The 24,119-nt window shown below is 27.6% G+C and carries 23 protein-coding genes; 2 read left to right on the top strand and 21 right to left on the bottom strand.

Annotated features, from left to right (window positions below; all coding sequences use genetic code 11):
* Positions 1-7: 7 nt before the first annotated feature.
* Genes KQI68_RS04195 through der form a run of 4 tightly spaced genes read right to left on the bottom strand, consistent with a single transcriptional unit; the run spans position 8 to position 4,220 of the window.
* Positions 8-1,255 (bottom strand): biotin/lipoyl attachment domain-containing protein, encoded by a 1,248-nt coding sequence (locus KQI68_RS04195; protein ID WP_216548887.1) that lies wholly within the window; start codon positions 1,253-1,255, stop codon positions 8-10.
* A gap of 51 nt (positions 1,256-1,306) precedes the next feature.
* Entirely contained in the window at positions 1,307-2,314 is a 1,008-nt protein-coding gene (locus KQI68_RS04190; protein ID WP_216548886.1) for an NAD(P)H-dependent glycerol-3-phosphate dehydrogenase, read from the bottom strand.
* Positions 2,311-2,901 (bottom strand): glycerol-3-phosphate 1-O-acyltransferase PlsY, encoded by a 591-nt coding sequence (gene plsY / locus KQI68_RS04185; protein WP_216548885.1) that lies wholly within the window; start codon positions 2,899-2,901, stop codon positions 2,311-2,313. Before plsY ends, KQI68_RS04190 begins: the two co-directional genes overlap by 4 nt.
* Positions 2,898-4,220, bottom strand: coding sequence for a ribosome biogenesis GTPase Der (gene der / locus KQI68_RS04180; RefSeq protein ID WP_216548884.1), 1,323 nt, complete (start codon positions 4,218-4,220; stop codon positions 2,898-2,900). The genes plsY and der overlap by 4 nt, the downstream gene beginning before the upstream one ends.
* A 108-nt stretch (positions 4,221-4,328) precedes the next feature.
* Between der and KQI68_RS04175 the strand changes: the two genes are divergently transcribed.
* Together KQI68_RS04175 and KQI68_RS04170 are read left to right on the top strand one after the other, a co-directional pair.
* Positions 4,329-5,108 carry a threonine/serine exporter family protein gene (locus KQI68_RS04175; RefSeq protein WP_216548883.1) on the top strand — a complete coding sequence of 260 codons (780 nt, stop codon included), beginning with the start codon at positions 4,329-4,331 and terminating at the stop codon, positions 5,106-5,108.
* Positions 5,105-5,545, top strand: coding sequence for a threonine/serine exporter family protein (locus KQI68_RS04170; RefSeq protein ID WP_216548882.1), 441 nt, complete (start codon positions 5,105-5,107; stop codon positions 5,543-5,545). Before KQI68_RS04175 ends, KQI68_RS04170 begins: the two co-directional genes overlap by 4 nt.
* Positions 5,546-5,570: 25 nt before the next feature.
* Here KQI68_RS04170 and KQI68_RS04165 read toward each other — a convergent pair whose 3' ends face one another.
* The 17 genes from KQI68_RS04165 to KQI68_RS04085 all read right to left on the bottom strand — a co-directional run bounded on the left by KQI68_RS04165 (position 5,571) and on the right by KQI68_RS04085 (position 24,118).
* Positions 5,571-6,722 (bottom strand): TraB/GumN family protein, encoded by a 1,152-nt coding sequence (locus KQI68_RS04165; RefSeq protein ID WP_216548881.1) that lies wholly within the window; start codon positions 6,720-6,722, stop codon positions 5,571-5,573.
* Between the two features lie 27 nt (positions 6,723-6,749).
* On the bottom strand, positions 6,750-7,721 hold the full coding sequence (locus KQI68_RS04160; RefSeq protein WP_216548880.1) for a hypothetical protein: 972 nt from the start codon (positions 7,719-7,721) through the stop codon (positions 6,750-6,752).
* Position 7,722: 1 nt separating this feature from the next.
* Positions 7,723-8,532 (bottom strand): hypothetical protein, encoded by an 810-nt coding sequence (locus tag KQI68_RS04155; RefSeq protein WP_216548879.1) that lies wholly within the window; start codon positions 8,530-8,532, stop codon positions 7,723-7,725.
* Positions 8,533-8,539: 7 nt separating this feature from the next.
* Entirely contained in the window at positions 8,540-8,962 is a 423-nt protein-coding gene (locus KQI68_RS04150) for a SoxR reducing system RseC family protein (protein WP_216548878.1), read from the bottom strand.
* A gap of 9 nt (positions 8,963-8,971) precedes the next feature.
* Positions 8,972-10,744 carry an aspartate--tRNA ligase gene (gene aspS / locus KQI68_RS04145; protein ID WP_216548877.1) on the bottom strand — a complete coding sequence of 591 codons (1,773 nt, stop codon included), beginning with the start codon at positions 10,742-10,744 and terminating at the stop codon, positions 8,972-8,974.
* Positions 10,745-10,893: 149 nt separating this feature from the next.
* On the bottom strand, positions 10,894-12,429 hold the full coding sequence (locus KQI68_RS04140; RefSeq protein ID WP_216548876.1) for a Mur ligase family protein: 1,536 nt from the start codon (positions 12,427-12,429) through the stop codon (positions 10,894-10,896).
* A gap of 3 nt (positions 12,430-12,432) precedes the next feature.
* Positions 12,433-13,761 (bottom strand): coproporphyrinogen dehydrogenase HemZ, encoded by a 1,329-nt coding sequence (hemZ, locus tag KQI68_RS04135; RefSeq protein ID WP_216548875.1) that lies wholly within the window; start codon positions 13,759-13,761, stop codon positions 12,433-12,435.
* Complete coding sequence (locus tag KQI68_RS04130) at positions 13,758-14,384, bottom strand: MBL fold metallo-hydrolase (protein WP_216548874.1); 627 nt, start codon at positions 14,382-14,384, stop codon at positions 13,758-13,760. The genes hemZ and KQI68_RS04130 overlap by 4 nt, the downstream gene beginning before the upstream one ends.
* Positions 14,385-14,391: 7 nt before the next feature.
* Positions 14,392-14,841: a D-aminoacyl-tRNA deacylase gene (dtd, locus tag KQI68_RS04125; protein ID WP_216548873.1), complete on the bottom strand. Its 450-nt coding sequence runs from the start codon at positions 14,839-14,841 to the stop codon at positions 14,392-14,394.
* Positions 14,842-14,845: 4 nt separating this feature from the next.
* On the bottom strand, positions 14,846-16,987 hold the full coding sequence (locus KQI68_RS04120; RefSeq protein WP_216548872.1) for a RelA/SpoT family protein: 2,142 nt from the start codon (positions 16,985-16,987) through the stop codon (positions 14,846-14,848).
* Positions 16,977-18,761 carry a single-stranded-DNA-specific exonuclease RecJ gene (gene recJ / locus KQI68_RS04115; RefSeq protein ID WP_216548871.1) on the bottom strand — a complete coding sequence of 595 codons (1,785 nt, stop codon included), beginning with the start codon at positions 18,759-18,761 and terminating at the stop codon, positions 16,977-16,979. The genes KQI68_RS04120 and recJ overlap by 11 nt, the downstream gene beginning before the upstream one ends.
* A gap of 159 nt (positions 18,762-18,920) precedes the next feature.
* A complete protein-coding gene (scfB, locus tag KQI68_RS04110; RefSeq protein WP_216548870.1) occupies positions 18,921-20,270 on the bottom strand; it encodes a thioether cross-link-forming SCIFF peptide maturase in 1,350 nt (449 codons plus the stop codon).
* Between the two features lie 52 nt (positions 20,271-20,322).
* Positions 20,323-20,469, bottom strand: coding sequence for a six-cysteine ranthipeptide SCIFF (gene scfA / locus KQI68_RS04105; RefSeq protein WP_216548869.1), 147 nt, complete (start codon positions 20,467-20,469; stop codon positions 20,323-20,325).
* A gap of 9 nt (positions 20,470-20,478) precedes the next feature.
* Entirely contained in the window at positions 20,479-20,778 is a 300-nt protein-coding gene (gene yajC, locus KQI68_RS04100; RefSeq protein WP_216548868.1) for a preprotein translocase subunit YajC, read from the bottom strand.
* A gap of 61 nt (positions 20,779-20,839) precedes the next feature.
* The gene (tgt, locus tag KQI68_RS04095; protein ID WP_216548867.1) at positions 20,840-21,952 is read right to left on the bottom strand and encodes a tRNA guanosine(34) transglycosylase Tgt; all 1,113 of its coding nucleotides are present in this window, start codon (positions 21,950-21,952) and stop codon (positions 20,840-20,842) included.
* A gap of 6 nt (positions 21,953-21,958) precedes the next feature.
* Positions 21,959-22,978 (bottom strand): tRNA preQ1(34) S-adenosylmethionine ribosyltransferase-isomerase QueA, encoded by a 1,020-nt coding sequence (gene queA / locus KQI68_RS04090; protein WP_216548866.1) that lies wholly within the window; start codon positions 22,976-22,978, stop codon positions 21,959-21,961.
* Between the two features lie 15 nt (positions 22,979-22,993).
* A complete protein-coding gene (locus KQI68_RS04085; RefSeq protein WP_216548865.1) occupies positions 22,994-24,118 on the bottom strand; it encodes a SpoIID/LytB domain-containing protein in 1,125 nt (374 codons plus the stop codon).
* Position 24,119 lies beyond the last annotated feature (1 nt).

Below are 24,119 nucleotides of genomic sequence, written 5' to 3'. Positions count from 1 at the left end.
TATCACCTCAATTTAAAATCCTTGATTCATCAACTGTTTTTGGATTTATTACTAAAGCATCATTAACAGTTACAGTTTTATAACTCTTATCTCCAATCATAATTACAGATTGTTTATTCCCTCTGTTAATAAATACAGTATCTTTATATTCTTTTACAATTTCGACTGGAACAAATTTAACAAGACCCTTAATCTCTTGAACAAATACTCCTGTCATATTATCTCTAGTAATTAATGTAGACTTAGGTATTTCATAACCCTTAGTTCTTTCTACGATAATTTTACCCTTGTGAATCCTGTTAGAATACATTTCCTCAAAGTATCTATCCAGGCTTACGATTATTACGGCATTCTTTTCATTTTTATTAATTTGTGCAATACTGCCGTAGATATCTTTCATATCTTCAATTTGAATTTTTACAAGGTCACCTACTTTATAATCCTTTATGTCCTTGGAATTATCTATAGTACAGGCTAGGTTCCATCTTAAGTTGTTAATTAATTTAAATAAAGGATCTCCTTCTTTTACCTTTGTTTCCATTTCTAAATTTGAAAAAGTAAAATTTATATTAAGGTAGTCATAGGTAAATTTATCTAAATCATCGATTTTAAAATATTCTTCGTTTCCATCAATTTTATAAGTAACTACACCGCTAAATTCAGATAAATAAGAATAATTATATTTTGAAATATTCTCTTCTAGCTCATTTTTCTTAGATTCAAGAGTTTCAAGAGAAAGCTCGGTATATTCTTCAAGTTCCTGTTTATTAAAATTTTGAACCCCAGAAGAATCCATTGAATTTATATCATAATAAATTTTTTCATATTTTTTATCTTTTACAAGATCTTGAATATCATTTGAAAATTTATTTGATTTTTCATCATCATTAGGTTTAATTCCTTTTTTAAGTTTAATAGCTGCATCAATTTTATTTAGTTCATCTTTAAACGAAGAGACATCTCCCATTAAATTTAGATATGCAACCTCATAACCAAGTGGTACCTTTTGACCTTCACTAGCATTAAATACAACAATTCCCTCGCCTTTTGAAAAATAAACTTTATCATCATAAAGATTAAAAATCTTTGTGTTTATATCTTTTTCATAAGTTGTTAGAGTTGGGAAAATAGTTTTATAATCATTATTGCGATTTCCCCTAATTATTCTATAAATAAAGATAAAAATAAAAAGAATTAATAAGAGGGCAAATAGTCTTCTTATAAAATATTTATTTTTTTTTAAAAAATTTTTCAAAAAACCACCTATTTACAAAATAATTATACCATATAATGGCTTAATATGATATTATTCAAAGAATATTTGCTCAATTTCATCTTTGTTTTTTCTAGTCATTAAATCTTTTACTGCAATTAAAGGATCATAATTTTCATATAATACCTTATATAAAATATCTGTTATAGGCATTTCAATATTCTTTAACTTTGCAAGTCTATATGCAGATTTAACTGTTTTTACACCTTCAACAACTTGTCCAACTTCTTTACAAGCTTCCTCCATTGAAAGACCCTTGCCAATTAAAATTCCCGCTCTTCTATTCCTAGAATGCATACTTGTACAAGTTACTATTAAGTCTCCAATCCCAGAAAGACCGTTGAATGTGTGAGGATTTGCACCCATAGCTATTCCAAGTTTACTCATTTCATAAATTCCACGAGTCATTAGTGCTGCTTTAGAATTATCACCAAATTCTAATCCGTCATTCATACCAGCAGCAAGAGCTATAATATTTTTTAAAGCTCCCCCCATTTCAACTCCAATTAAATCAGGGTTTGTGTATATTCTGAATACAGAAGTTGAAAATTCTTTTTGAATTATTCTTGCAGCCTCTAAATCTTTTGAAGATACTACAACAGTTGTAGGTATATCCTTACCTACTTCTTCTGCATGAGACGGACCAGACAATGCAACAAAGGGATTATCTGGAAGAATTTCTTCTGAAATTTCAGAAATTCTATCAAGAGTTTCTAGTTCAATCCCTTTTGATAAATTCACTATAATAGTATCTTTTGATAAATCTTCTTTAATAGATTCTAAAATTTCTCTACAAGCTGATGTTGGAACACCTATTACAAAAACATCAATATCTTTTATGACAGATTTTAAATCATCTGTTAAATTAAAATCTTTTTCAAATTTTGAACCAGGTAAATATTTAGAATTTTCTTTATTATTTTCTAAATCTTTTATAACAGTTTTATTTCTTATACAAAAATTTAAACTATGTCCATTATTAACTAATAATCTAGCGATTGCTGTACCCCAGCTACCGCCGCCAACAAGAGTAATATTCATTTTTTTCCTCCTATTTTATTTTCTGTACCATTAAATAATCTCTTAATATTGTCTTTATGTCTTATAATTCCTATTATTGAAATAATATCTATGATAATAACATTATTAAATGAAATATCAGAAAATATATGATAAACAAAAATAATTGAAAGGAAAAATAATATTGAACCTAAAGAAACTATTTTAGATATTATTGTTCCAAAAACCCAAAATAAATAACATATAAAAGTTAGAGGAAGATTGTAAAGAGCAAGAGCTCCAAGAGTTGTCGCAACTCCCTTTCCTCCTTTAAAATTCATATAAAATGGAAAATCATGTCCAATCACTGCTCCCAATATACCTAGTGGAACATAATTATTACCAAAAAATTTATTTATAATAAAAGTTACAAAAACACCTTTTAAAAAGTCAATTAAAAAGGTTAAAACTCCAGCTTTTTTTCCTAGAACTCTCATAGCATTAGTAGTTCCAGCATTTCCAGATCCATAATTTCTTATATCTTTATTTAAAAATACCTTGCCTATTATATAGCTTCCAGATATTGTCCCTATAAAATAAGAGATTATAAAAACTATGATATATGTCATTTATTCTTTTCTCCACGATTTTTTAAATCTAAAATAATAGGTGTTCCAATAAATGAATAAGTGGATCTAATTTGATTTTCAAGATATCTCATGTATGAAAAGTGAAATAATTGTCTGTCATTTACGGATAATAAAAATCTCGGAGGCCTAACACTTACTTGAGAACCGTAATATAATTTTCCTCTTTTACCTTTATCGGAAGGAGGTTGATTAGAAAGTACAGCTCTATTTAAAATATCATTTAAAACTCCTGTTTGAATTCTATGATTGTAATTATTGTTTACGACTTCAATTAAATCTAAAAAATCACTTACTCTTTGACCAGTTTTAGCTGAAATAAATATAATTGGAGCATAATTAATAAAAGGAAGTTCTTCTCTAATTTCCTTTTCATATTTTTTCATAGTATTTGTTTCTTTTTCCACTGCATCCCATTTATTTACAGCCACAATTATTGCCTTATTATTATCATGAGCATATCCAACAATTTTAGAATCTTGTTCACTCACTCCCTCTACAGCATCAATCATAAGTACACATACATTTGATCTTTCAATAGCTGTAAGAGTTCGTATTACAGAGTATCTTTCTACTCCTTTTTCAACTTTCTTCTTTTTTCTTAGTCCAGCAGTATCTACAAAAACATATTCACTATCATTATGTTTTATTAAAGAATCAATAGAGTCCCTAGTTGTTCCAGGAATATTAGTAACAATAGATCTATTCTCTCCAGTTAAATAATTTAATAAAGAAGATTTACCGACATTAGGCTTACCAATCAATGTAACTCTAATTAAATCATCATCTTCTAAATCTTCAATTGGAGTTAAGTCTTTTACGACTTCGTCTAATAAATCGCCAACACCAATTCCTTGTTCTGCACTGACACCGATTGGTTCTCCAAGTCCTAATTCATAAAAATCGTATATATTTTCACGAGTAATTTTAGAATCAAATTTATTTACTGCTAAAATAACTTTAGTTTTTGTCTTTCTTAAAAATTGAGAAATTTCTCTATCAGTTGGATTTAGTCCTTCTGCACCATCCACTAAAAAGATTACGACATCAGAAGTTTCCAATGCCATATCAATTTGTGCCTTGATACTAGACATAAATATATCTTCATCTTTTAAATCTAAACCACCTGTATCAACTAAAAGAAATTTATAATTAAGCCAACTGGCTGGTTGATAAATTCTATCTCTAGTAACGCCAGGAGTATCTTCTGTTATAGAAACTTTTCTACCGACAATTTTATTAAATAATGTAGACTTGCCTACATTAGGTCTGCCAATTATTGAAACTATGGGCATTTCCATATAATCACCCCTATCTTGATAATTATATCAAAACTGTTAAATAGATTCAATTTACTATTTCTAATTGAGAATGAAAAAATTAGATAGTATAATTAACTTGGTGATAAAATGTCAAAGGTTTTAAACAGTATTAAAGAAGCAAAGGATTTGATGAATCTTTCTCTATATACGGGTGCGCTTTTAATACAAAATGGTGCTGAAAGCTATAGAGCCGAAGACACAGTTGAAAGAATTTGTAAATCTGTATCAAATATTTCAAATGTCTCATCCTATGCACTACCTTCAGCAATTTTTTTATCAATTGAATATGATGGAGAAACTTTAAGCAATTTTAGAAAGATCACTATATCTGATACAAACTTATATAAAATTGATAGAGTCAATAGTTTTTCAAGAGAATTTGTAACAGAAGACTTATCGATTCAAGAAGGATATGACATTCTTTATGATATTGATCACACCAGTGAGCATAAAGGTAAATTATATTTTGGAGCTGGGATTGCTACATCTTTTTTTACATTGTTATTTGGTGGAGATGCAATGGACTTTGTAGGAAGTTTTATAATTGGAGTTTTTGTAGCTTGGATCTTTGATAAATTGAGCGTTTTAAAGTTTTCATTTTTTATAAACAATATAATCGCTGCTTTTATAACTTCTGTTCTTGCAATAATTTTTGTAAAATTTGGAATTGGTTCAAATATTGATAATATTATCATAGGAGTTATAATGATTTTAGTTCCTGGAGTTTCAATTACTAACTCAGTAAGAGATATTATGAGTGGTGAATTTATTACAGGAGCTATTACAATGATAAAAGCATTTTTTATTGCGCTTGCGATTGCTTTTGGAGTCGGTGTAGGACTTAAATTAATGGGGCCATTATTATGAATAGTTTAATGCAATTTTTATTGGCAGCACTTGCCACTTATGGATTTACAATTTATTTTAAATTACCTTATAGAGTAAGACTAGTTACCTCAATATTAAGTGGATTTATATGGTTTATATTTGAGATAATTAAGTCTTTTGATACAAGTTATATTGTTTCAAATTTTATATCTGCATTTTTAATTGGTCTATTTTCAGAAATCATGGCAATTATGTATAAAAAACCAGCGACAGTTTTTTTAATTCCTTGCCTTGTACCATTAGTACCTGGAGCGGGAATGTATTATATAATGTATAATTTTATAAATTCTAATTATGACAAGATGCAAGAGCAATTAATTCTTACAATTCTTACATCTGCAGCTCTTGCACTTGGAGTTGTTATATCACAAGGGATTTTTAGAATTTTTAGAGAAATATTTATAAAAAAAAGATAATGAGTTTTTATTCTCATTATCTTTTTTATATTATAGTTTGAATTATTCTACTTCCTGCAATAATAGTTCCAATTGAAGAACCTAAATTTGCTAGTATTACAACAAGAAGTGCTTTTAAAAATTTATTATTTATCCAACTTTTAAAATTAAATATATCATCAGGAATTTTATTTACATCATCAACAGTAGGTTTCTTTAAAGTAGCTTCGCATAATCCTGCAAACCATCCACATGCAAGCATTGGATTCATTGACGTAAATGGTGCAGTAACTATAGCAGTTATTACAGTTAAAGGATGAGGCAAACATATAGCCGTGAAAAGTCCTGCTAATATTGAATTAAATAAAAACCATGATTTTATTTGTTCAATTCCTGTGTCTACATTTTGATTGAATCCTAGAATTACAAGAATTACAATTAAAACAGGTATTATCCATGGAATTATTTTACTCATAAAGGATTTTTCTGGAATTTTATTTAATTTTTCAATATCTTGATCTTTGTAAATTTCTTTTTCAACACCTGGAGTATGTGCTGCGCCAAGAATGGCAATAACTTTATTTCCAGGTGCATTTTTTATATTATAAGCAAGATATTTATCTCTTTCTCTTAGAAGAGTCTCTGCAATTTGAGGATAATCCTTTGCCATATCATCAATTACTAGCTCAAGATTGTCTCTATTAATTAATTTCTGCAAATCCTCTTCAGAAACTTCCTCATCATCATCCATTAAAACAAAGGAAAAAATGAGTTTTATCTTTTCAAAGAAACCCATTTTTCTCCATATTCTTAAAAATGTTGTTTGAATATTTCTATCAGCAAGTACTAAATTAATTCCATACTTTTCTGAAGCTTTCATCCCTTCCATCATCTCTTGACCAGGATTTGTCTTTAATTTTTTTGCTATATTTCTTTGATATGAACTAAGTATTAGATTTGCAATTAAAAGTACAACCTTCTTTTGTTTAATTACATCTATAATATTAGTATTTTTCCATGAATTAGGATTCTTTAAATTTTTATACCTATCTTCATCAAGTTCAATACAAATTGAATCTGGATTCTCTTTCTCAATAGTTTCTCTAACAAGATTAGCACTTTCTACAGAAACATGAGCAGTTGGTATTAATATTATTTCTTTGTCATCATAATTCAGCCTAATTAAATTACTTTCCATTTTTCTCCCAACTTAAATGCACAAGCATTAATTTATTTCATCTATAAAATTATAATCATATCCATAAATATTATTATAATAAGTTGTAATTATTTTATTATCAATTGATTTTTCACTCATCAAGACTTCTTCATTATTTAAAAGTTTTGTCTCTTTCCCATCTTTTGAAATGTTAAAATCATTAAGATAGTTTACAGAAGTGTTAAGAATTTCAATAGCAATAGCGTTTAATGTATTAAATTCATTATTATTTTTTATTTCATTTTCATTAATGTCATTAAAATTTAAATTCTTACTATCTATAAATTTGTTAGAAGAAATTGATTGCTTATAAATATTTTTATAAACAGAATAATAATCTCTAACTGAAAGAGAGATTTTATTTTTATCTTCAACTAAATTTGAAATTTCAGAGCTATCATTTAAAATAATGGATTTAATTAAATAATTATCTCCATTTTCTAAATATTTTAAAATTCCTAAATTTTCATAAACTTTTGCATTATGTCTTCCTATTTTTTGATTTAATACATAATTTATTGGTGAATTTATAATATAAGGTAGCATAGCTAAATTTGATTTAATTGAAATATCATCTAAATCTGAGTTTATAAAAATCCCATTTAACGACTTTTCATCCTTTATTTTATTATGACTTTCAAAATAATTGTCAAAAAAATTATTTTGAAAAAATAATATAGAATCTTGAAGTTTTAAATTAAGATCTTCAATTTCAGAGCTTTTACTAGAAATAATATCAAATTTTTCAAGCTCATTATTTAAATTTTCAACTCTTGTTTTTTTATTATTTAATGTTTGATTTAAATAGTCATAATTTTTCTTTGAATTTTCAAGCTCTGCCAATATACTAGTATTTTCTCTAGAAATTTTAAAATAAGAAGTTTTCATACTTCTCATATTTTTAAGTCCAAAAAATGTAAAAACAAATCCTAAAAATAAAATACCTATGGATATCAAAATTTTAAAATTATTTTTCATTTTATGCACCCTTTTCTAAGGATTTAATTATTCCTTGATTTTCATAATATTTTTTAGCCTTTTCAGATATAAAAATAATTAAATTTTCTAATTTATTTGGCTTTAAATCTCCAACATTATAATTTTTTCTTTCCATCTCTGAATAAATGAATCTTAAATTATTTAAGTTAGTTATTACATCAGAAATATTGACAGAATTATTTTCTTGAAAATTATAAATCTCATAAGAATAAATTGAAGCGTAAAAAAGTAAGATTTTTAAATCAAGAGGTTCATTATTTTCATCAAGAATATATTTAATAAAGCCATCAGAATTCTTTATTAAATTATCAATATCAAGTTCACTATAAATATTATTAACCTTTTCAAAGTTTGAATTTTGTTCAAAATTCAAGAAAAAATCAACTGATTTATCGAAATTTTCATTTTCATAAATATTTGACAAATAAAAATTTTCATAATTTTTAATTTCTGTTTTTATATTCTGAGATAAATTTTTATTCTCTTCCTTTAAATTATCGACTATATTTTTTATTTCATCACTTTTATTAGATTCAAACTGATATCCATACTTTTCATAAAATTCTTGTGATTTTAAATTTAAATCAACATCTATTTCATTATTTTCTTCATTTATTTTTTTTGATTTATCTTTAATTTCTTGAATTTCTTCTTTAATTCTATTATTTTCCATTTCAAGTTTTGAAGAGTATTTTTTATTGGCAATAGAATATATGAAAAAAACTATTGAAACTACTAAAACAGTTATAGAAAAAATAAAGAAAATTTTCTGCCAGTTTTTGCTATTCATTATCCACCTACAATTTTTCTAATAAAATAGCAGCATCAGTGCTTTTTTTATATTTATTATCTATAGATTTAATAATTATAAAGGCAATAACTAAAGATATAATTCCAACAATTAGAGAAATTAAATCAGTGTTATTTATTGAATATTTATTTAAAATAAAATATGCAGCAGAAGTAGAAGTCATAAATAATATTAATGGAAGTCCGTATACTAGAAATTTATAAGATAAAATATTTTTAGTATTATTTTTAATTTTAACTAAATCTCCCTGTTTAGCAGAAATATTATTATTAAATTCTAAAAATTCCACTTCAGATTCTGCACATTTAGCGCTGCATGTAGCGCAACTCTCACCACATGCACTTTGTCTTACAAATTCAACAATAATTTTATTATTGCCTACTTTTCTGACAATACCAACACCTTCCAAAATATCACCTTATTCTACAACTTTAATATGAACTTCTTCTAATTGTTTGTCAGATAATTCAGTTGGAGCTCCAGTTAATAGACATGTTGCAGCTTGTGTTTTAGGAAATGCTATTACATCTCTTATACTTGATGCGTTAGTAAATAACATAACCAGTCTATCTAAACCATAGGCAAGACCTCCATGTGGTGGAGCACCGTATTTAAATGCATCTAAAAGGAAACCAAATTTTTCATTAGCTTCTTCTTGAGATAAACCTAAAGCTTCAAACATTTTTTCTTGGATATCAGGGTCGTTAATTCTTATACTTCCCCCACCCATTTCGTCTCCATTAATTACAAGATCATAAGCTTTTGCTCTTGCGTTTTCCTTATCATTTACTAATTTATCTATATCACTATCAAGTGGACTAGTAAATGGATGGTGCATTGCTACATATCTTTCTTCTTCTTCATCGTATTCAAATAATGGGAATTTTGTTATCCAAACAAGTTTATAATCATTGTTATTAATTAGATTTAAATCTCTAGCAACTTTATTTCTTAAGTTACCAAGACCACTGTATACAACTGAATTTTTATCAGCAAGAATTAATATTAAATCGCCCTTCTTAGCATCAAAAGCCTCTAAAATATTATCCAGAGTTTCTTCTGATAGGAATTTTGAAATTGGTGAGTCAATTTCTTCTCCAATTCTAATCCATGAAAGACCAGCTGCTTTATAATCTTTTACAAAGGATTCAAGCTTTTTAACTTGTTTTTTAGAATATGCCTCGTCTCCACCTTCTACTTTAATTCCTCTGACACTTCTTCCCTTTTCTACATTGTTTTCAAAAACTTTAAATCCACAGTCCTTGACAATTTCTGAAATATCAACAAGTTCCATGCCAAATCTTAAATCTGGCTTATCCACACCAAATCTATCCATTGCCTCTTGATATTCCATTCTTTTGATTGGAAGTTCTATATCTATATCTAATATTTCTTTAAATAGTTTTTTAAGAAAAGCTTCATTTATAGACATAACTTCTTCTTCAGTTACAAAAGACATTTCTAAATCTATTTGAGTAAATTCTGGTTGTCTATTAGCTCTTAAATCTTCATCTCTAAAACACTTTGTTATTTGGATATATCTATCAAGACCAGCAACCATTAGAAGTTGTTTCATAAGTTGTGGAGATTGAGGTAGTGCATAAAATTTACCGGCATTAACTCTACTTGGTACCAAGTAATCTCTTGCTCCCTCAGGAGTTGGTTTTGTTAACATTGGAGTTTCTATTTCAATAAAGCCGTGCTCATAGAAAAAGTCTCTAGTAATTTTATAAATTTCAGATCTTATCATTAAGTTTTTTTGCATACTTGGTTTTCTAAGATCCAAAGTTCTGTATTTCAATCTCATATTTTCAGACACATTATCATTGTCTTTTACATAAATTGGTGGAACTTCAGATTCACTAAGAATTCTCAATTCTTCTGCCAAAACTTCTACTGAGCCTGTATCTAATTCTTCGTTGATTGAAGATCTTTCTCTTATCTTACCCCTAACGGCGATTACAAATTCTCCTCTAATGTGAGAAGCTTTTTCTAGAAGTTCATCGCCACAAGTATCATCGAAAACAATTTGTGCTATACCACTTCTATCTCTTAAATCAACAAATATAATAGAACCAAGGGACCTTTGCTTAGCTACCCATCCCATTAAGGTTACTTCTTTTGATACTAAATCTTCTGAAATCTCATTACAATAATGTGTTCTTCTGAGATTGCCCATATTTTCAGCCATATTTCCTCCTTATAAATTAAGCTCCAATCCACAAATGGTTTGGAGCTTACTCGTTAACACCATGGGTGATTTATATAACGCATAGCGATTTATTTAATAAATTAATTCATATTAATCTTACTTAATTATAAAACAAGGGAATTAAAAATTCAACAAATTCTATTGTTTACAATATTCCTAAGGCTTTGAACTTCATTAGTTTTACCATCTTCTGTTAATTTGTTAAGAACTATTCCTGCGCCTTTATCCATTCCTTGACAACCTGCAAGTAAAAGGACATCACCATTTTCAAGTATGTCTATATTCTCATCAATAGAGTCGCAAAGATTATCGTAAATTTTGTAATCTATATTTTCATTATCAAGAATTTCTTTAAAAATAGCTAATTCTTCATCAGTAACCCTATCTTTTTCAGTAACAGTTTCTCTTGAAAGAGTTGCACAAATTGAATTAGGTTTTAAGATTTTAATCCATTTAACAAGTCTTTCTGCAATTTCTTTATTGACTTCATATCCTCTCTTACCTCTTATAGCATATAAAATATGAAGATTATTGTACTTCATTTCTTTTAAAGTACTCATAGTTGAGTCAATATTTTTTTCGTTTGCAAAGTGGTCATCTAGGATTTTAAATTCATTATCATAAATTAATTCAAATCTTCTTTCGACACCTGTGAAGTTTTTTAAAGCTCTTTGAATCATTTCAAGATCGATTCCTATTACTAGTGAAATTATAATAGCAACTACTGAGTTCATAACAGAAGAATATCCCACAGAACCTAAATTAATTTTAAATTCAGTTTTAGGAATTTTTAAATCTTTAATTTCTATATCTCTATTGATTTTGAAAGTAAAATTTCCCATACCAGTACTTAAATCTAAATCTGAAATCCCAAAATCAGAAGTATTATTTTCTAATGAAAATGTGAGTACATTTGCTTTTGTTTTTTCTCTTAAAGAGTAGATTAATTCATCATCTGCATTTAATATAGCTATAGAATCTTTTTTTGCATGTCTAATGAGTCTTGATTTGTATTGAAAATATTTTTCAAAGCTGCCATGTTGATCAATATGTTCTCTTCCAAGATTATTAAAAGTCACTATATCAAAGTCAATATTTCTATTTCTATAAAGTTCTTGTGCTGAAGAAGAAACTTCCATAGTTAGATATTCAACTTTATGATTTTTCATGTCTCTAATATATTTTTGCAAAGTTAGAGATTCAGGAGTTGTTAGAAGAGAAGGAATTTTAGTATCGTCATATTTTGTAAGTACTGTTCCAATCATTCCAGAATTTTTTTTAGCTTCAGTTAATATTTTATCCACCATAAAAGCAGTTGTAGTCTTACCATTTGTTGCAGTAATTCCAATGACATTCATTTCTTTGGATGGATGATTATAAAAATTGGCTGATATATCTGCAAGAGTTTTTCTAGTATTTTCTACTTTTAATTGTTTAATTTCAGCATCAGAAAATTCTTCCACAATTGCAATTTTTGCTCCAAGATCTTTTACTTTAGGTATAAATTTGTGTCCATCAGTAATATACCCCTTAATTGCAACAAAAATAGAGCCTTCACTTACATCATCTGTATGAAAGGCTATGTTATTTATTTCTAAATTTTCTTTGATTTCAAAATTACTGTCTATTATTTTAACATTTTTTAAAATATAATTTAATTTCAAGATTTACTCCTTAATAAAATCTTCTAAATTTTTAGAATTTATATTTCTTTCAAATCTTCCTTTTGAGTTTAAAATCTTTGTACTTGCGCCTAAACCAAATCCTATAATATTTTCAATTTCTTCCATCATGACGATATTGTATATCGAGGACTTTTCTCCTTTTGCATATCCAATATTTTCTGAACTTATAACTGATTTTTTCTGTCTGTATAAATAATAAGGATTATATCCATTAGATATTAATAGGTTTTTGGACTCTTTTAATAAATTTTTGTAGTCGTCTTTATTTAAGTAGTGATTTTCAAAAAGTTTTGATCCGTTTTTAAGAGCCAAAGTGTGAATTGTTATATTATCGGGATTAAATTCTATAGTCTTTCTAATAGAATTAAGTATCATTTCTATATCTTCTTCAGGTAAGCCCATTATTAAATCCATATTTATAATTTCAAAGCCAATTTTTTTAGCTAGATCAAACCAATATTTAAAGTCCTTATTACCCACTCTATTTAATCTATTTAACACTTCATCATTAAAAGTTTGTGGATTTAAACTTATCCTATTTACTCCATTATTTTTTAACATCTCTAAAATCTCAACACTTAGAGAATCAATTCTTCCACATTCAACTGTAAACTCTTGAGTTTCTCTAAATTTATTTTTTATGGATTTTACAATTTTTTCTAAATTTTCAAGCCCTATTGCAGTTGGTGTTCCGCCACCAATATAAATTGAATGAGGATTTTTGTTAAACTTTAATTCATAATTGTTAATATCTTTACAAATATTTTCTGTATATTTGTCCATTTTAATTTTGTTTTTTATAGTTGTATCAAAGGAACAATAAAAACATCTACTCGGACAAAAAGGAATGTGAACATAGACATTATAATTATCATGTTCACTTTCCATTCTTATATTTATTTGGTTTAAATATATCTTGTATAAAAATCTAGAATCAAATTCATCTATTCTATAATTTTCATATAAAATATTTATTGAATCTTCTATATTATTATCTTTAAAAACTTTTGAAACAAGTTTTAAAGGCCTAACACCAGTAAGAATTCCGTAACTTTTATCAAAATCATCTCTATCTTTATATAAATCAAATAAAAATTTATTAATTATAAAATGAAATTTACTATTTTCATTGATTTCAAAAGTTTTCTCAATGATTTTTTCTCTATCTAAAATTTTTAAAAATAGATATTTTTTATTTATATCAATATATATCTCATCGTCTAAATTTTTATATTTTTCTTTAAATTTCATTCTATAAAATTCAAAGACTGACTTTTTTAAAGATTCTTTATCACATTCTATTTTTATCATACTTGTCTCAAGAAAGGATTGGAATCTTTCTCATAACCCATTTGAGATTCTGGACCATGCCCTGATAATACATAAATTTCATTATCAAGATTTTTTAAAATTTTAAGAGACTCTACCATTAAGCTATGATCTGATTCAGGAAAATCAGTTCTTCCAATAGATCCAGCAAATAAAGTATCCCCAGCAAATAAGAAATTTTTAAATAGATAACAAACTGAGCCTAAAGTATGTCCTGGTGTTGCAATAACTTTGATTTCATCATCAGAAAATTTAATACGATCTCCATCTTTTACAATATTATCTACTTTAGTCTTTTCAACTTTTAGTCCAAAAGAAGAAGATCTCATATTTTCAGGATTTTCTAAGAAATCTTTATCTTCTTCTGAAAGATAAACTGGGGCATTGTATTTTTCTTTTAATTCAGCTACAGCTCCCACATGGTCAGCATGCCCATGTGTTAAAAGTATAAAATTAATATTAAATTTATTTTCATCAATTGCCTTTATAATTTCTTCAGTAGAACCGCCAGGGTCTACTACAAAAGCTTCTTTATTTTCATCAAAAACTATAAAGCAATTTTCTTGCAAAGCTCCTACTACTAATTTTAAAATTTTGTATTCCATAACTCACCTAAAATTCCTTATTTGAATCTAATAATATTGTTACAGGGCCATCATTTATCAAATATACATCCATATCAGCGCCATACTTACCATGACCAAATTTAATATTTAATTCTTTAAGTTTTTCTAAAAACTTCTCATATAAAACTATGCCTTCATCAAATTTTGCAGATCTTACATAGCTTGGTCTATTGCCTTTTCTTACATCTCCGTAAAGTGTAAACTGGCTAACAACTAATAATTCTAAATCGCAATCAATTAGTGATTTATTCATCACACCATCTTCATCATCAAAAACTCTTAGTTTTGTGACTTTTTTTAGAATATAATCTAAATCCTCTTCTGTATCATCATTTTCTATTCCAAGTAAAACCATTAAACCCTTGTTAATTTTAGAGATGATTTCACCATCAACTGAAACATTGGATTCTTTTACTCTTTGAACAACTGCTCTCATTTAATCACGCCTTTATTCTATAAACTTCAAGCACATTATTAATTCTTTTTAGTTTTTCCATCAATTTATTTAACTCTTCAGAGTCTGAGATATCAACTGTAATATCAATTACTGCATCGCCATTTTTTGTAGTCTTTGCATTTAAATAAGTTATATTTAATTTTTGGTCATTGACTCTAGTAGCAATATCTCCAATTACATTTGGTTTATCAAAAGCTCTTATTTCAATAGATGCATTGTAACTTGCAAGCTCATTATTTTGCCACTTAACTTCAACAAGTCGAGAAGGGTCAACATTATTGCCCATATTTGTACAGTCTTTTCTGTGTACTGAAATTCCTCTTCCTATGGTAATATAACCGACAATATCATCTCCAGGTACTGGAGTACAACATTTAGCAATTCTTACATTTACTCCATCTACACCTTTAACTTCAATACCATTAGTATTGTATTTTCTCTTTGTAGGAGTAACTTCCTCAGGGGAAGTAATTTCTTTTTTATTGTGCTTATTATAAATATCAACTAGTTTAGCCAAAACTTGATTTATAGTAATAGTTCCAAATCCAATTGCTGCATACATATCATCAAGAGTTAGCATATTTAATTTTTCTTTGACTTCTTCAAGCCATTCATCTTTTAATATCAAATGAGTTTGATAACCTTGCTTTTTAACTTCACGTTCAAGAGCATCTCTACCTCTTTCAATATTTTTTTCTTTATCTTTAACTTTAAAATATTGTGAAATTTTCTTTCGGGCTTGAGGACTTTTTACAATTTTTAACCAATCAAGAGATGGACTAGTGTTAGGATTTGTAATAATATCAACTATATTACCACTTTGAAGTTTGTAGTTAAGTGGTACAATTCTTCCGTTAACTTTTGCCCCAACACAAGTATTACCTACTTGTGAGTGAATTCTATAAGCAAAGTCAATTGGCGTAGATCCTTCAGGTAGATTTATTACATCTCCTTTAGGAGAGAAAACAAAAACTTCATCGGCAAAGAAATCTATTTTTAGAGTGTCCATAAAATCAGTTGGATCAGCTAAGTCTTTTTGCCATTCTAATAATTGACGAAGCCATGTTAAATTTTCATCAAAAGAAGTTGTTTTAGTAACTCCAGCCTTGTATTTCCAGTGTGCAGCAATACCATATTCAGCAGTTTGATGCATTTCATAAGTTCTAATTTGAACTTCAAAGGTTTCACCATTATTATCAATTACTGTTGTGTGAAGTGATTGATATTTATTTGGTTTTGGCATTGCAATATAATCTTTAAATCTACCAGGAATTGGTTTAAAAAGAGTATGAACTACTCCAAGTGCACCATAACAATCATTGACTGAATGAGTTAAGATTCTTACTGCAGATAAATCGTAGATTTCATCAAAGACTTTACCCTTTAATTTCATCTTTTTATAAATTGAATAGAAGTTTTTAGGTCTTCCTTTAATTTCGCATTCAATTCCCACTTTATTTAGACTTTCATAAAGAACTTCAATAATATGATTAATAAGGCTTTCTCTTTCATTTCTTCTTTTGTTAACCATTTCAACAAGTTTATAATAGCCTTCTTCATCAAGATATCTTAAGGATAAGTCTTCGAGTTCCCATTTAATTCTACTCATACCAAGTCTATCAGCAAGAGGAGCATAAATTTCAACAGTTTCTGTTGCCTTTTCCTTTTTCTTTTCATCAGTCATGTACTCAAGAGTTCTCATATTGTGAAGTCTATCAGCAAGTTTAACAATGATAACTCTAATGTCTTTAGCCATTGCTAAAACCATTTTTCTAATATTTTCAGCTTGTTTTTCTTCTTTATTTTTATAATTTAATTTCTTAAGTTTTGTAACTCCATCAACTAAATCAGCTATCTCTTCACCAAATTCTTCTTTAATTTCATCTAGTGTAACATCAGTATCTTCCACTACATCATGAAGTAGTCCAGCGATAATTGTAGCTGTATCCATATTCATATCAGCAAGTATTAAGCTTACATTTAGTGGATGAATAATATAATCTTCTCCAGACCTTCTCTTTTGACCAGCGTGTTTTTCTTTTGCCAGGTCATAGGCTTTTCTAATAAGGTCAAAATCAGCATTTTCATTATAAGTTTTTATTTTATCTATAAGTTTATCTAGCATATTTCTCACCCGTAATTCTATAGTTCTTAATTTTTAGCTGTATACTTGAATTTCCTAAATACTCATTTATTTCCAAATTAAAAACTATATCAATTAAAATATTTGAAGGTCTTCCATTTAAAAGTTCTAATACAGCATTTTTTCCATAATATTTAGCCAATTTATTTAAGAAAGAATTTCCATCTTCAAATAAAGTTGCAGTAAAATTCACATTATTTTCTTGTAAAGTCATTTTTATAAAATTTTTATTTTTCCCCAAGACTTTAAGGGATATTATATTTAAATTTTTAGCACCAAATTTCGGAGCAGAATTTCCATTTCCAAAGGGAGCTAAACTTTCTATATTTTTTGCTAATTGCATACTAATATATTTTAAGGATAATTGCCCATCAATATATATTTTCTTAATTAAATCTTCCTTTGTAAGATTTTCTTTAGAGTCGATATCTTCAATGAATTTTTCTAAATTTTCTCTTTCTAAAGAAAGTCCACAAGCCATTTTATGACCGCCAAAACTTTTTAAAAGATGCTTTGATTTAGAAAACTCAATAAACATATCATATTCTTCAATACTTCTTCCAGATCCTTTTAAAATTCCATTAGAATCACTTAGAACAGCTACTGGTCTATAATATTTTTCCTTTATTTTTCCAGCGACAATTCCTAGTATTGATTCATTTAATCCTTCTTTATATAAAACTAAAACATTGTGTTTATTTAAAATATCTTCATCTATAATTTTTTCGTCGATTTGTTCAAAAGCTTCATTTGTTAAATTCTGTCTTTCAGAGTTTAAAGTCCTTAATTCTTTTGCCATTTTAATAGCTTCTGAATAGTCTTCTTCCAATAATAGAGCAATAGCTTTTTTTGCGGATTCAAGTCTTCCACTTGAGTTTATTGTTGGACCAATTATAAATCCTAAATGATACACATCTAATTTATCCGGATTTATATCACAGGCTTCAAAAAGAGCAATTAAACCAACATCTTTTGACTTTTTAAGGTATTCAATCCCCGCAGAGACAATGATTCTATTTTCATCAATTATAGGCATTACATCGCATATTGTTGCAATTGCAGCATATGGAAGAAAAGTTTCATAGAATTCATCTTTTTCAACTCCCCTTATTAAATATAAATATTCAATAAGTTTAAGTGCAACAACTGCTCCGCAAATTTCTTGAAATGGATAGTTGCATTCCTTTTGCTTAGGATCAATAACAGCTTTTGCATTAGGAATTAAATCTTCTACGACTCCAGAATTTTCAATTTTTGGAACTTCGTGATGATCAGTAACTATTACATCAATATTTAGAGAATTAGCATACTCAATAGCATCTCTTGCAGCTATTCCATTGTCACATGTAATTATAAGATCAATATCATCTGCGGCTGCTTTATCTATTAAGTGATTATTTATGCCATATCCATCTTGAACTCTGTGGGGAATATCATAACTTACATGACCGTTAATTCTCTTAAGTCCCTTATATAAAATGTAAGTAGATGTTACTCCATCTACGTCGTAATCTCCGATTATTCGAATTTTTTTCTCTTTGCTAATGCAATTTAAAATATAATTTGAAGCTTTTACCATGTCTTTTAAAAGTATGGGAGAATTTAAATTTGATAAATCAGGCTCTAAAAAACTCTTAATTTTTTCTTCTGTATCAATATTTCTATTTATTAAAATTTTATAAACGACATTATTTATTCCAAGTTTTTTATAATCAATTCCTGGATCATTTGAATTTTTTATAAACCATTTTTCCATAAACTCACCTACTTTTATATATTTTAAATAATAATGTACTTTAAATTATATCAAAAATTATACAATTGGTAAAACTTTTAACATTAGCCTTTAATTATATCAAAAGAATATATATTTTACGAACAAAAAAAGCAAACTATAAAAGCTTGCTTTTAAAAATTATTCTTCATTTGCTAGAACTGAAATGGCACATTCAATTCTTTTTCTTTCCATCTCGCAACCAACTTTATAAGGTTTATTTAAATCATTATTTGCATAATATGCATTTGCATGACAGCCACCTGAACAATAATATCTTGCCCAACACTCTGGACAATCTTCATTAGTGTAAACATTTGAATTTTTAAACTTGTCTCTTAAATCTGTATTCTCTATTCCGTTAAATACATCTCCAAGTTTAAAATCTTCTTCACCTACAAATTGATGGCATGGATATATTTCTCCTTGAGGAGTTACAGCGATATATTCAGAACCTGCTCCACAACCTACAGTTCTTTTAACGATACATGGTCCTTGTGATAGATCGATTATAAAATGGAAAAAAGAAAAATCTTTGTCTTTTTTTCTAATTTCAATATAATCTTTACTCATCTTTTCATATTCTTTTAAAATTTTATCAAGATGTTCTTCCCTTATTGCATAGCTTTCTCTTTCGTCAGTTACAACGGGTTCTATTGAAGTTTTTTTAAAGCCATGAGAATAAAAATCTTTTAAATCTTCTGAGAAGTCAAGATTTTCATTAGTAAAAGTACCTCTAATAAAATAATCTTTATCTCCTCTTTTATCAATAAGTTCTTTAAATTTAGGGACTATTACATCATAAGATCCTTTGCCATTTATAGTAGGTCTCATTTCATCATTGATTTCTCTACGACCATCAATTGATAGAACAACATTGTCCATATTTTCATTTATAAAGTCTTCTATTTCTTTGTTTAGAAGCATTCCATTAGTAGTTATTGTGAATCTAAAATGTTTATTGTATTTTTTTTCTTCTTCCCTCCCATAAGCAACAAGCTTTTTTACTAAATCAAAATTCATTAATGGCTCTCCACCAAAGAAATCAACTTCTAGATTTCTTCTGTTTCCAGAATTTTGGAGTAAAAAATCTAAAGCTTTTTTTCCTACGTCAAAAGTCATTAGACTTCTATCGCCTTTAAAGTCGCCTTGTGAAGCAAAACAGTATTTACATCTTAAGTTACAGTCGTGTGCAACATGAAGACATAATGCCTTTACAATATTTTGCGGATTAAATCTTGGCAATTTGAAATGCTCATCTTCACTAAATAAAAGTTCTTCATTAGTCAAATAATGAATTTCTTCATATGCTTCTATTACATCTTTTTCCTTGTATTCTTTAGAATATTTATTAATAATTTCTTCTTTAGACATATCTAAGTAGTCATCAATCATGTCATATACAATTTTTTCAACAACATGAACTGATCCACTTGCAATATCCAAAACAATATATTTATTATTTAGATAAAATTTATGAATTCTTCCCATAATACCTCTTTTTCTTGTGTTTTACAAAAATAAAAGCAAGGTTTCCCTTGCCTTAGTTTTCAGTATTTTCACACTTTTGATTTCCAACTGTACAGCTAGTTTTACAAGCTGATTGACAAGATGTTTGACATTCTCCACATCCGCCTTTTTCATAAGTTTTCTTTAAGTTTTTAGTAGTTAAAGTTTTGATATGTTTCATATTTTTCTCCTATTCTTCTTCAGTGTCTCTTAAATCAGTATTTTTGTTATAAGTACCATTAATTCCCCACTTCATAATTTCAATTTTAGTATTGTCAGATGAAGTTTCAAGAACTAAATAATCTTCCTTTACAAGGATAATTTTACCAATAATTCCACCTATTGTAATTACTTTATCTCCAACTTTAAGATTTTCACGCATTTCGTTAATTTCATTAGCTTTTTTCTTTTGTGGTTTAATAAGAAAAAAGTAAAAAATTACAAACATTAAAATTAAAGGAATAAAGTTAAATAATACATTTTGATTCATTAATAACTCCTTTCTTCTTAATATAATATTATACAGGTTAATTCAAAAGTTAACAACAATATTATTTATATCCGTATTTTTTATAAAAATCATTTTTATATTCTAAGAAATAATCTCCGCGAATTGACTCTCTAATTTTTTCCATCATTTGAATTAAGAAATATAAATTGTGTATTGTAGCAAGTCTCATGCCTAAGATTTCATCAACATTGAATAAATGTCTGATATATGCCTTAGAGTAATTCTTGCATGTGTAACAATCACATTCTTCATCAAGAGGAGTAAAATCATTTTTATATTTTGCATTTTTAATTGCCATTCTTCCATTATGAGTAAGAACCGTGCCATTTCTTGCAATTCTTGTAGGAAGTACACAATCTGCCATGTCTACTCCACGCTCTACTGCTTCAAATAAATAATCCGGAGTTCCAACACCCATTAAGTATCTTGGTTTATTTTCAGGCATAAAATCTGTCGTATGATCTAGAATTTCATTCATTAAATCAAGGGGCTCTCCTACTGATAAGCCTCCAATTGAATAACCTTTAAAATCCATATTAACCATTTCTTTAGCGGATATTTCTCTTAAATCTTTATACATTCCACCTTGAATAATTCCAAATAAAGTCTGATTTTCAATATTTTTATGGTGTTCTTTACATCTCTTAGCCCATCTAAGCGTTCTTCGCATAGAATTGTCAATGTATTCATAAGTTGAAGGATAAGGTGCACATTCATCAAATGCCATAATTATATCTGATCCTAAAACATTTTGAATATCAATAGAAATCTCAGGAGATATAAACTTTTTACTTCCATCAATATGGCTTCTAAATTCCACACCTTCTTCAGTTATTTTTCTATTATCAGATAGAGAAAATACTTGAAATCCTCCTGAATCCGTTAAAATTGGTTTATCCCAATTCATAAATTTATGAAGACCGCCGGCATTTTCAATTATTTCAGTTCCAGGTCTTAAGAATAAATGATAAGTATTTGATAAAATTATTTGAGCACCGATTTTTTTGAGTTCATCTGGTGTCATAGTCTTTACTGTTGCACGAGTTCCAACAGGCATAAAAATTGGAGTTTCAATTTCTCCGTGATTTGTAGTAATTTTTCCAAGTCTTGCCTTAGAATCTTTTGCTGTTTTTAATAATTCAAATTTAAACATAAACACCTACTTAATAAACATTGCATCGCCAAAACTAAAAAATCTGTATTTTTCTTTAACAGCTTCTTTATATGCGTTTAAAATAATTTCCCTGGAAGAAAGTGAAGATACTAACATAAGAAGTGTGGATTCAGGAAGATGAAAATTAGTTATAAGTGAATCAACACATTTAAACTTATAAGGTGGATAAATAAATATTTTTGTAAATCCACTTTTTTCATTAACCCTTCCATTTTCATCAGCTATGGACTCAATAGTTCTAACACTTGTTGTTCCTACTGCTACCACTTTATTACCATGCTCTTTAGCATAATTTATCTTATCAGCAACATCTTTATGCATAATAAAATATTCAGAATGCATCTCATGTTCTTCAATATTATCAGCTTTAACTGGTCGAAAAGTACCTAGACCAACATGAAGAGTAATGTAACAAATAATAATTCCTTTCTCTTCAAGTTTAGCTAATAAATCTTTAGTAAAATGAAGTCCGGCAGTTGGAGCTGCAGCAGAACCTTCTTCCTTAGCATAAACAGTTTGGTATCTATTTTTATCTGCTAACTTTTCTGTAATATATGGAGGAAGTGGCATCTCGCCTAATTCGTCTAAAATTTCTTCAAAAATTCCATCATATTTAAATTTTAAAAATCTAGATCCATCTTCAGAAATATCTATAACTTCAGCACAAAGTTTGTCACTAAAAATAATTTCAGTTCCAATTTTTGCTTTTTTACCTGGTTTTGAAAGACATTCCCAAATGTCATTTTTTCTATTTAAAAGTAAAAATTCAATTTTTTCTTCTTTATCTTTACGATGACCATAAATTCTAGCTGGCATTACCTTAGTATCATTTAGTACTAAAACATCTCCTGGATTTAAATACTCTATTACATCGTAAAAATGTTTATGCTCAATTTCTCCAGTTTTTTTGTTTAATATCATTAGTCTTGAATGATCTCTCTCCTTAACGGGATGTTGTGCAATTAATTCCTTAGGAAGATCATAATAAAAGTCACTTGTCTTCATTTTTACCTTTCTATTTTAACTTAATTTTCCAATTTCTGTTCCTGGGAAGTAGAATTCAATTATTTCCTTATAATTAAAACCTTTTTTAGCCATTTCTACAGCTCCATATTGGCTCATTCCTACGCCGTGTCCATAGCCCTTTCCTTTAATGTTTATTTTTCCATTATTTAAATCTACTTCAAATAGCGTAGATTTAACCTTCGTGTTACCTAACTTAGATCTAAACTCATTTCCCCTAAAAGCGACCTCTCCTTTAGGAGTTGAGAATGTAATGTTTGAAGTCCTTTTAGAATCGTTTGAACATTCAATTTTACAGTCATAGGCATTTTTTATATTTAATTTATTTAAATCAGAATCTTTTAATTCATATTCCCATGTATAAGTTGAATATGGATCTTCTTTAGAAATAAGATATGGATGATTATTACCACCCCAAACTTCATTTGCTGAGGCTATAAAACCTCCAGAAGAAGCTCCAAATATTGTAGAAGCTACTTTACCATTATAATTTACTATTTCTTCCTTTGTTAATTCAACGGCTTTATTAGTTGATTCTTTTTCTACATCAGAGCCATAATAAACTTGTGAATTAGTTGTATCATCTAGATTGTAGCCTTTTTTAATATATTTGTTATAATTATTAATTGCGAAAGATCTTGAGCAAAGAGCTTGTGCTTTTAATGCTTCTAATGGAAAACTTGGACTCATTTCTTTAGGAAGAACTCCCTTAAGATAATTTTCCATATCAATATTATTTATAACATCTAATTTTTTATCGTTAATTCTAAAACTTATTGAGCCCTTATAATTTCTTTTAGTTTTACTAATATTAATTGGAGAATTAGAATTTATTAATAATAAACCATTATCTGGGAAATTATTGAGAGTAAACTTATCAGATTGTAAATTAATTTTATCTCCATTAAATATAACCTTTAATTCTTTAGATTTAGTTTTAGAATTTAAACTACCATCAGCAGTAATAATTTCAAATTCATTGTCTGATTTTAAAATTAATTCTTCTTTAGATTTAATAGATGGTCCCACTTTAATATCAATTCTACTGTAATCTTCTTTAGCAAATACAAAAGAAGGCAATAAAAATGTTATAAATATCGCCATTATAAAAAGCTTTTTCATG

The organism is Peptoniphilus ovalis (genome assembly GCF_018919265.1).
Classification (GTDB): Bacteria; Bacillota; Clostridia; order Tissierellales; family Peptoniphilaceae; genus Peptoniphilus_A; species Peptoniphilus_A ovalis.
Note: the sequence above shows the minus strand (reverse complement) of the source record. Positions and strands in the feature narration are given on the sequence as shown.

Bases quoted from the DNA above. Each gene is read 5' to 3' on its own strand.
- KQI68_RS04190 (WP_216548886.1), bottom strand. From the start codon at position 2,314: ATGAATATTACTCTTGTTGGCGGCGGTAGCTGGGGTACAGCAATCGCT.
- plsY (WP_216548885.1), bottom strand. From the start codon at position 2,901: ATGACATATATCATAGTTTTTATAATCTCTTATTTTATAGGGACAATA.
- der (WP_216548884.1), bottom strand. From the start codon at position 4,220: ATGGAAATGCCCATAGTTTCAATAATTGGCAGACCTAATGTAGGCAAG.
- KQI68_RS04175 (WP_216548883.1), top strand. From the start codon at position 4,329: ATGTCAAAGGTTTTAAACAGTATTAAAGAAGCAAAGGATTTGATGAAT.
- KQI68_RS04170 (WP_216548882.1), top strand. From the start codon at position 5,105: ATGAATAGTTTAATGCAATTTTTATTGGCAGCACTTGCCACTTATGGA.
- KQI68_RS04165 (WP_216548881.1), bottom strand. From the start codon at position 6,722: ATGGAAAGTAATTTAATTAGGCTGAATTATGATGACAAAGAAATAATA.
- KQI68_RS04160 (WP_216548880.1), bottom strand. From the start codon at position 7,721: ATGAAAAATAATTTTAAAATTTTGATATCCATAGGTATTTTATTTTTA.
- KQI68_RS04155 (WP_216548879.1), bottom strand. From the start codon at position 8,532: ATGAATAGCAAAAACTGGCAGAAAATTTTCTTTATTTTTTCTATAACT.
- aspS (WP_216548877.1), bottom strand. From the start codon at position 10,744: ATGGCTGAAAATATGGGCAATCTCAGAAGAACACATTATTGTAATGAG.
- hemZ (WP_216548875.1), bottom strand. From the start codon at position 13,761: ATGATAAAAATAGAATGTGATAAAGAATCTTTAAAAAAGTCAGTCTTT.
- KQI68_RS04130 (WP_216548874.1), bottom strand. From the start codon at position 14,384: ATGGAATACAAAATTTTAAAATTAGTAGTAGGAGCTTTGCAAGAAAAT.
- dtd (WP_216548873.1), bottom strand. From the start codon at position 14,841: ATGAGAGCAGTTGTTCAAAGAGTAAAAGAATCCAATGTTTCAGTTGAT.
- KQI68_RS04120 (WP_216548872.1), bottom strand. From the start codon at position 16,987: ATGCTAGATAAACTTATAGATAAAATAAAAACTTATAATGAAAATGCT.
- recJ (WP_216548871.1), bottom strand. From the start codon at position 18,761: ATGGAAAAATGGTTTATAAAAAATTCAAATGATCCAGGAATTGATTAT.
- scfB (WP_216548870.1), bottom strand. From the start codon at position 20,270: ATGGGAAGAATTCATAAATTTTATCTAAATAATAAATATATTGTTTTG.
- scfA (WP_216548869.1), bottom strand. From the start codon at position 20,469: ATGAAACATATCAAAACTTTAACTACTAAAAACTTAAAGAAAACTTAT.
- yajC (WP_216548868.1), bottom strand. From the start codon at position 20,778: ATGAATCAAAATGTATTATTTAACTTTATTCCTTTAATTTTAATGTTT.
- tgt (WP_216548867.1), bottom strand. From the start codon at position 21,952: ATGTTTAAATTTGAATTATTAAAAACAGCAAAAGATTCTAAGGCAAGA.
- queA (WP_216548866.1), bottom strand. From the start codon at position 22,978: ATGAAGACAAGTGACTTTTATTATGATCTTCCTAAGGAATTAATTGCA.
- KQI68_RS04085 (WP_216548865.1), bottom strand. From the start codon at position 24,118: ATGAAAAAGCTTTTTATAATGGCGATATTTATAACATTTTTATTGCCT.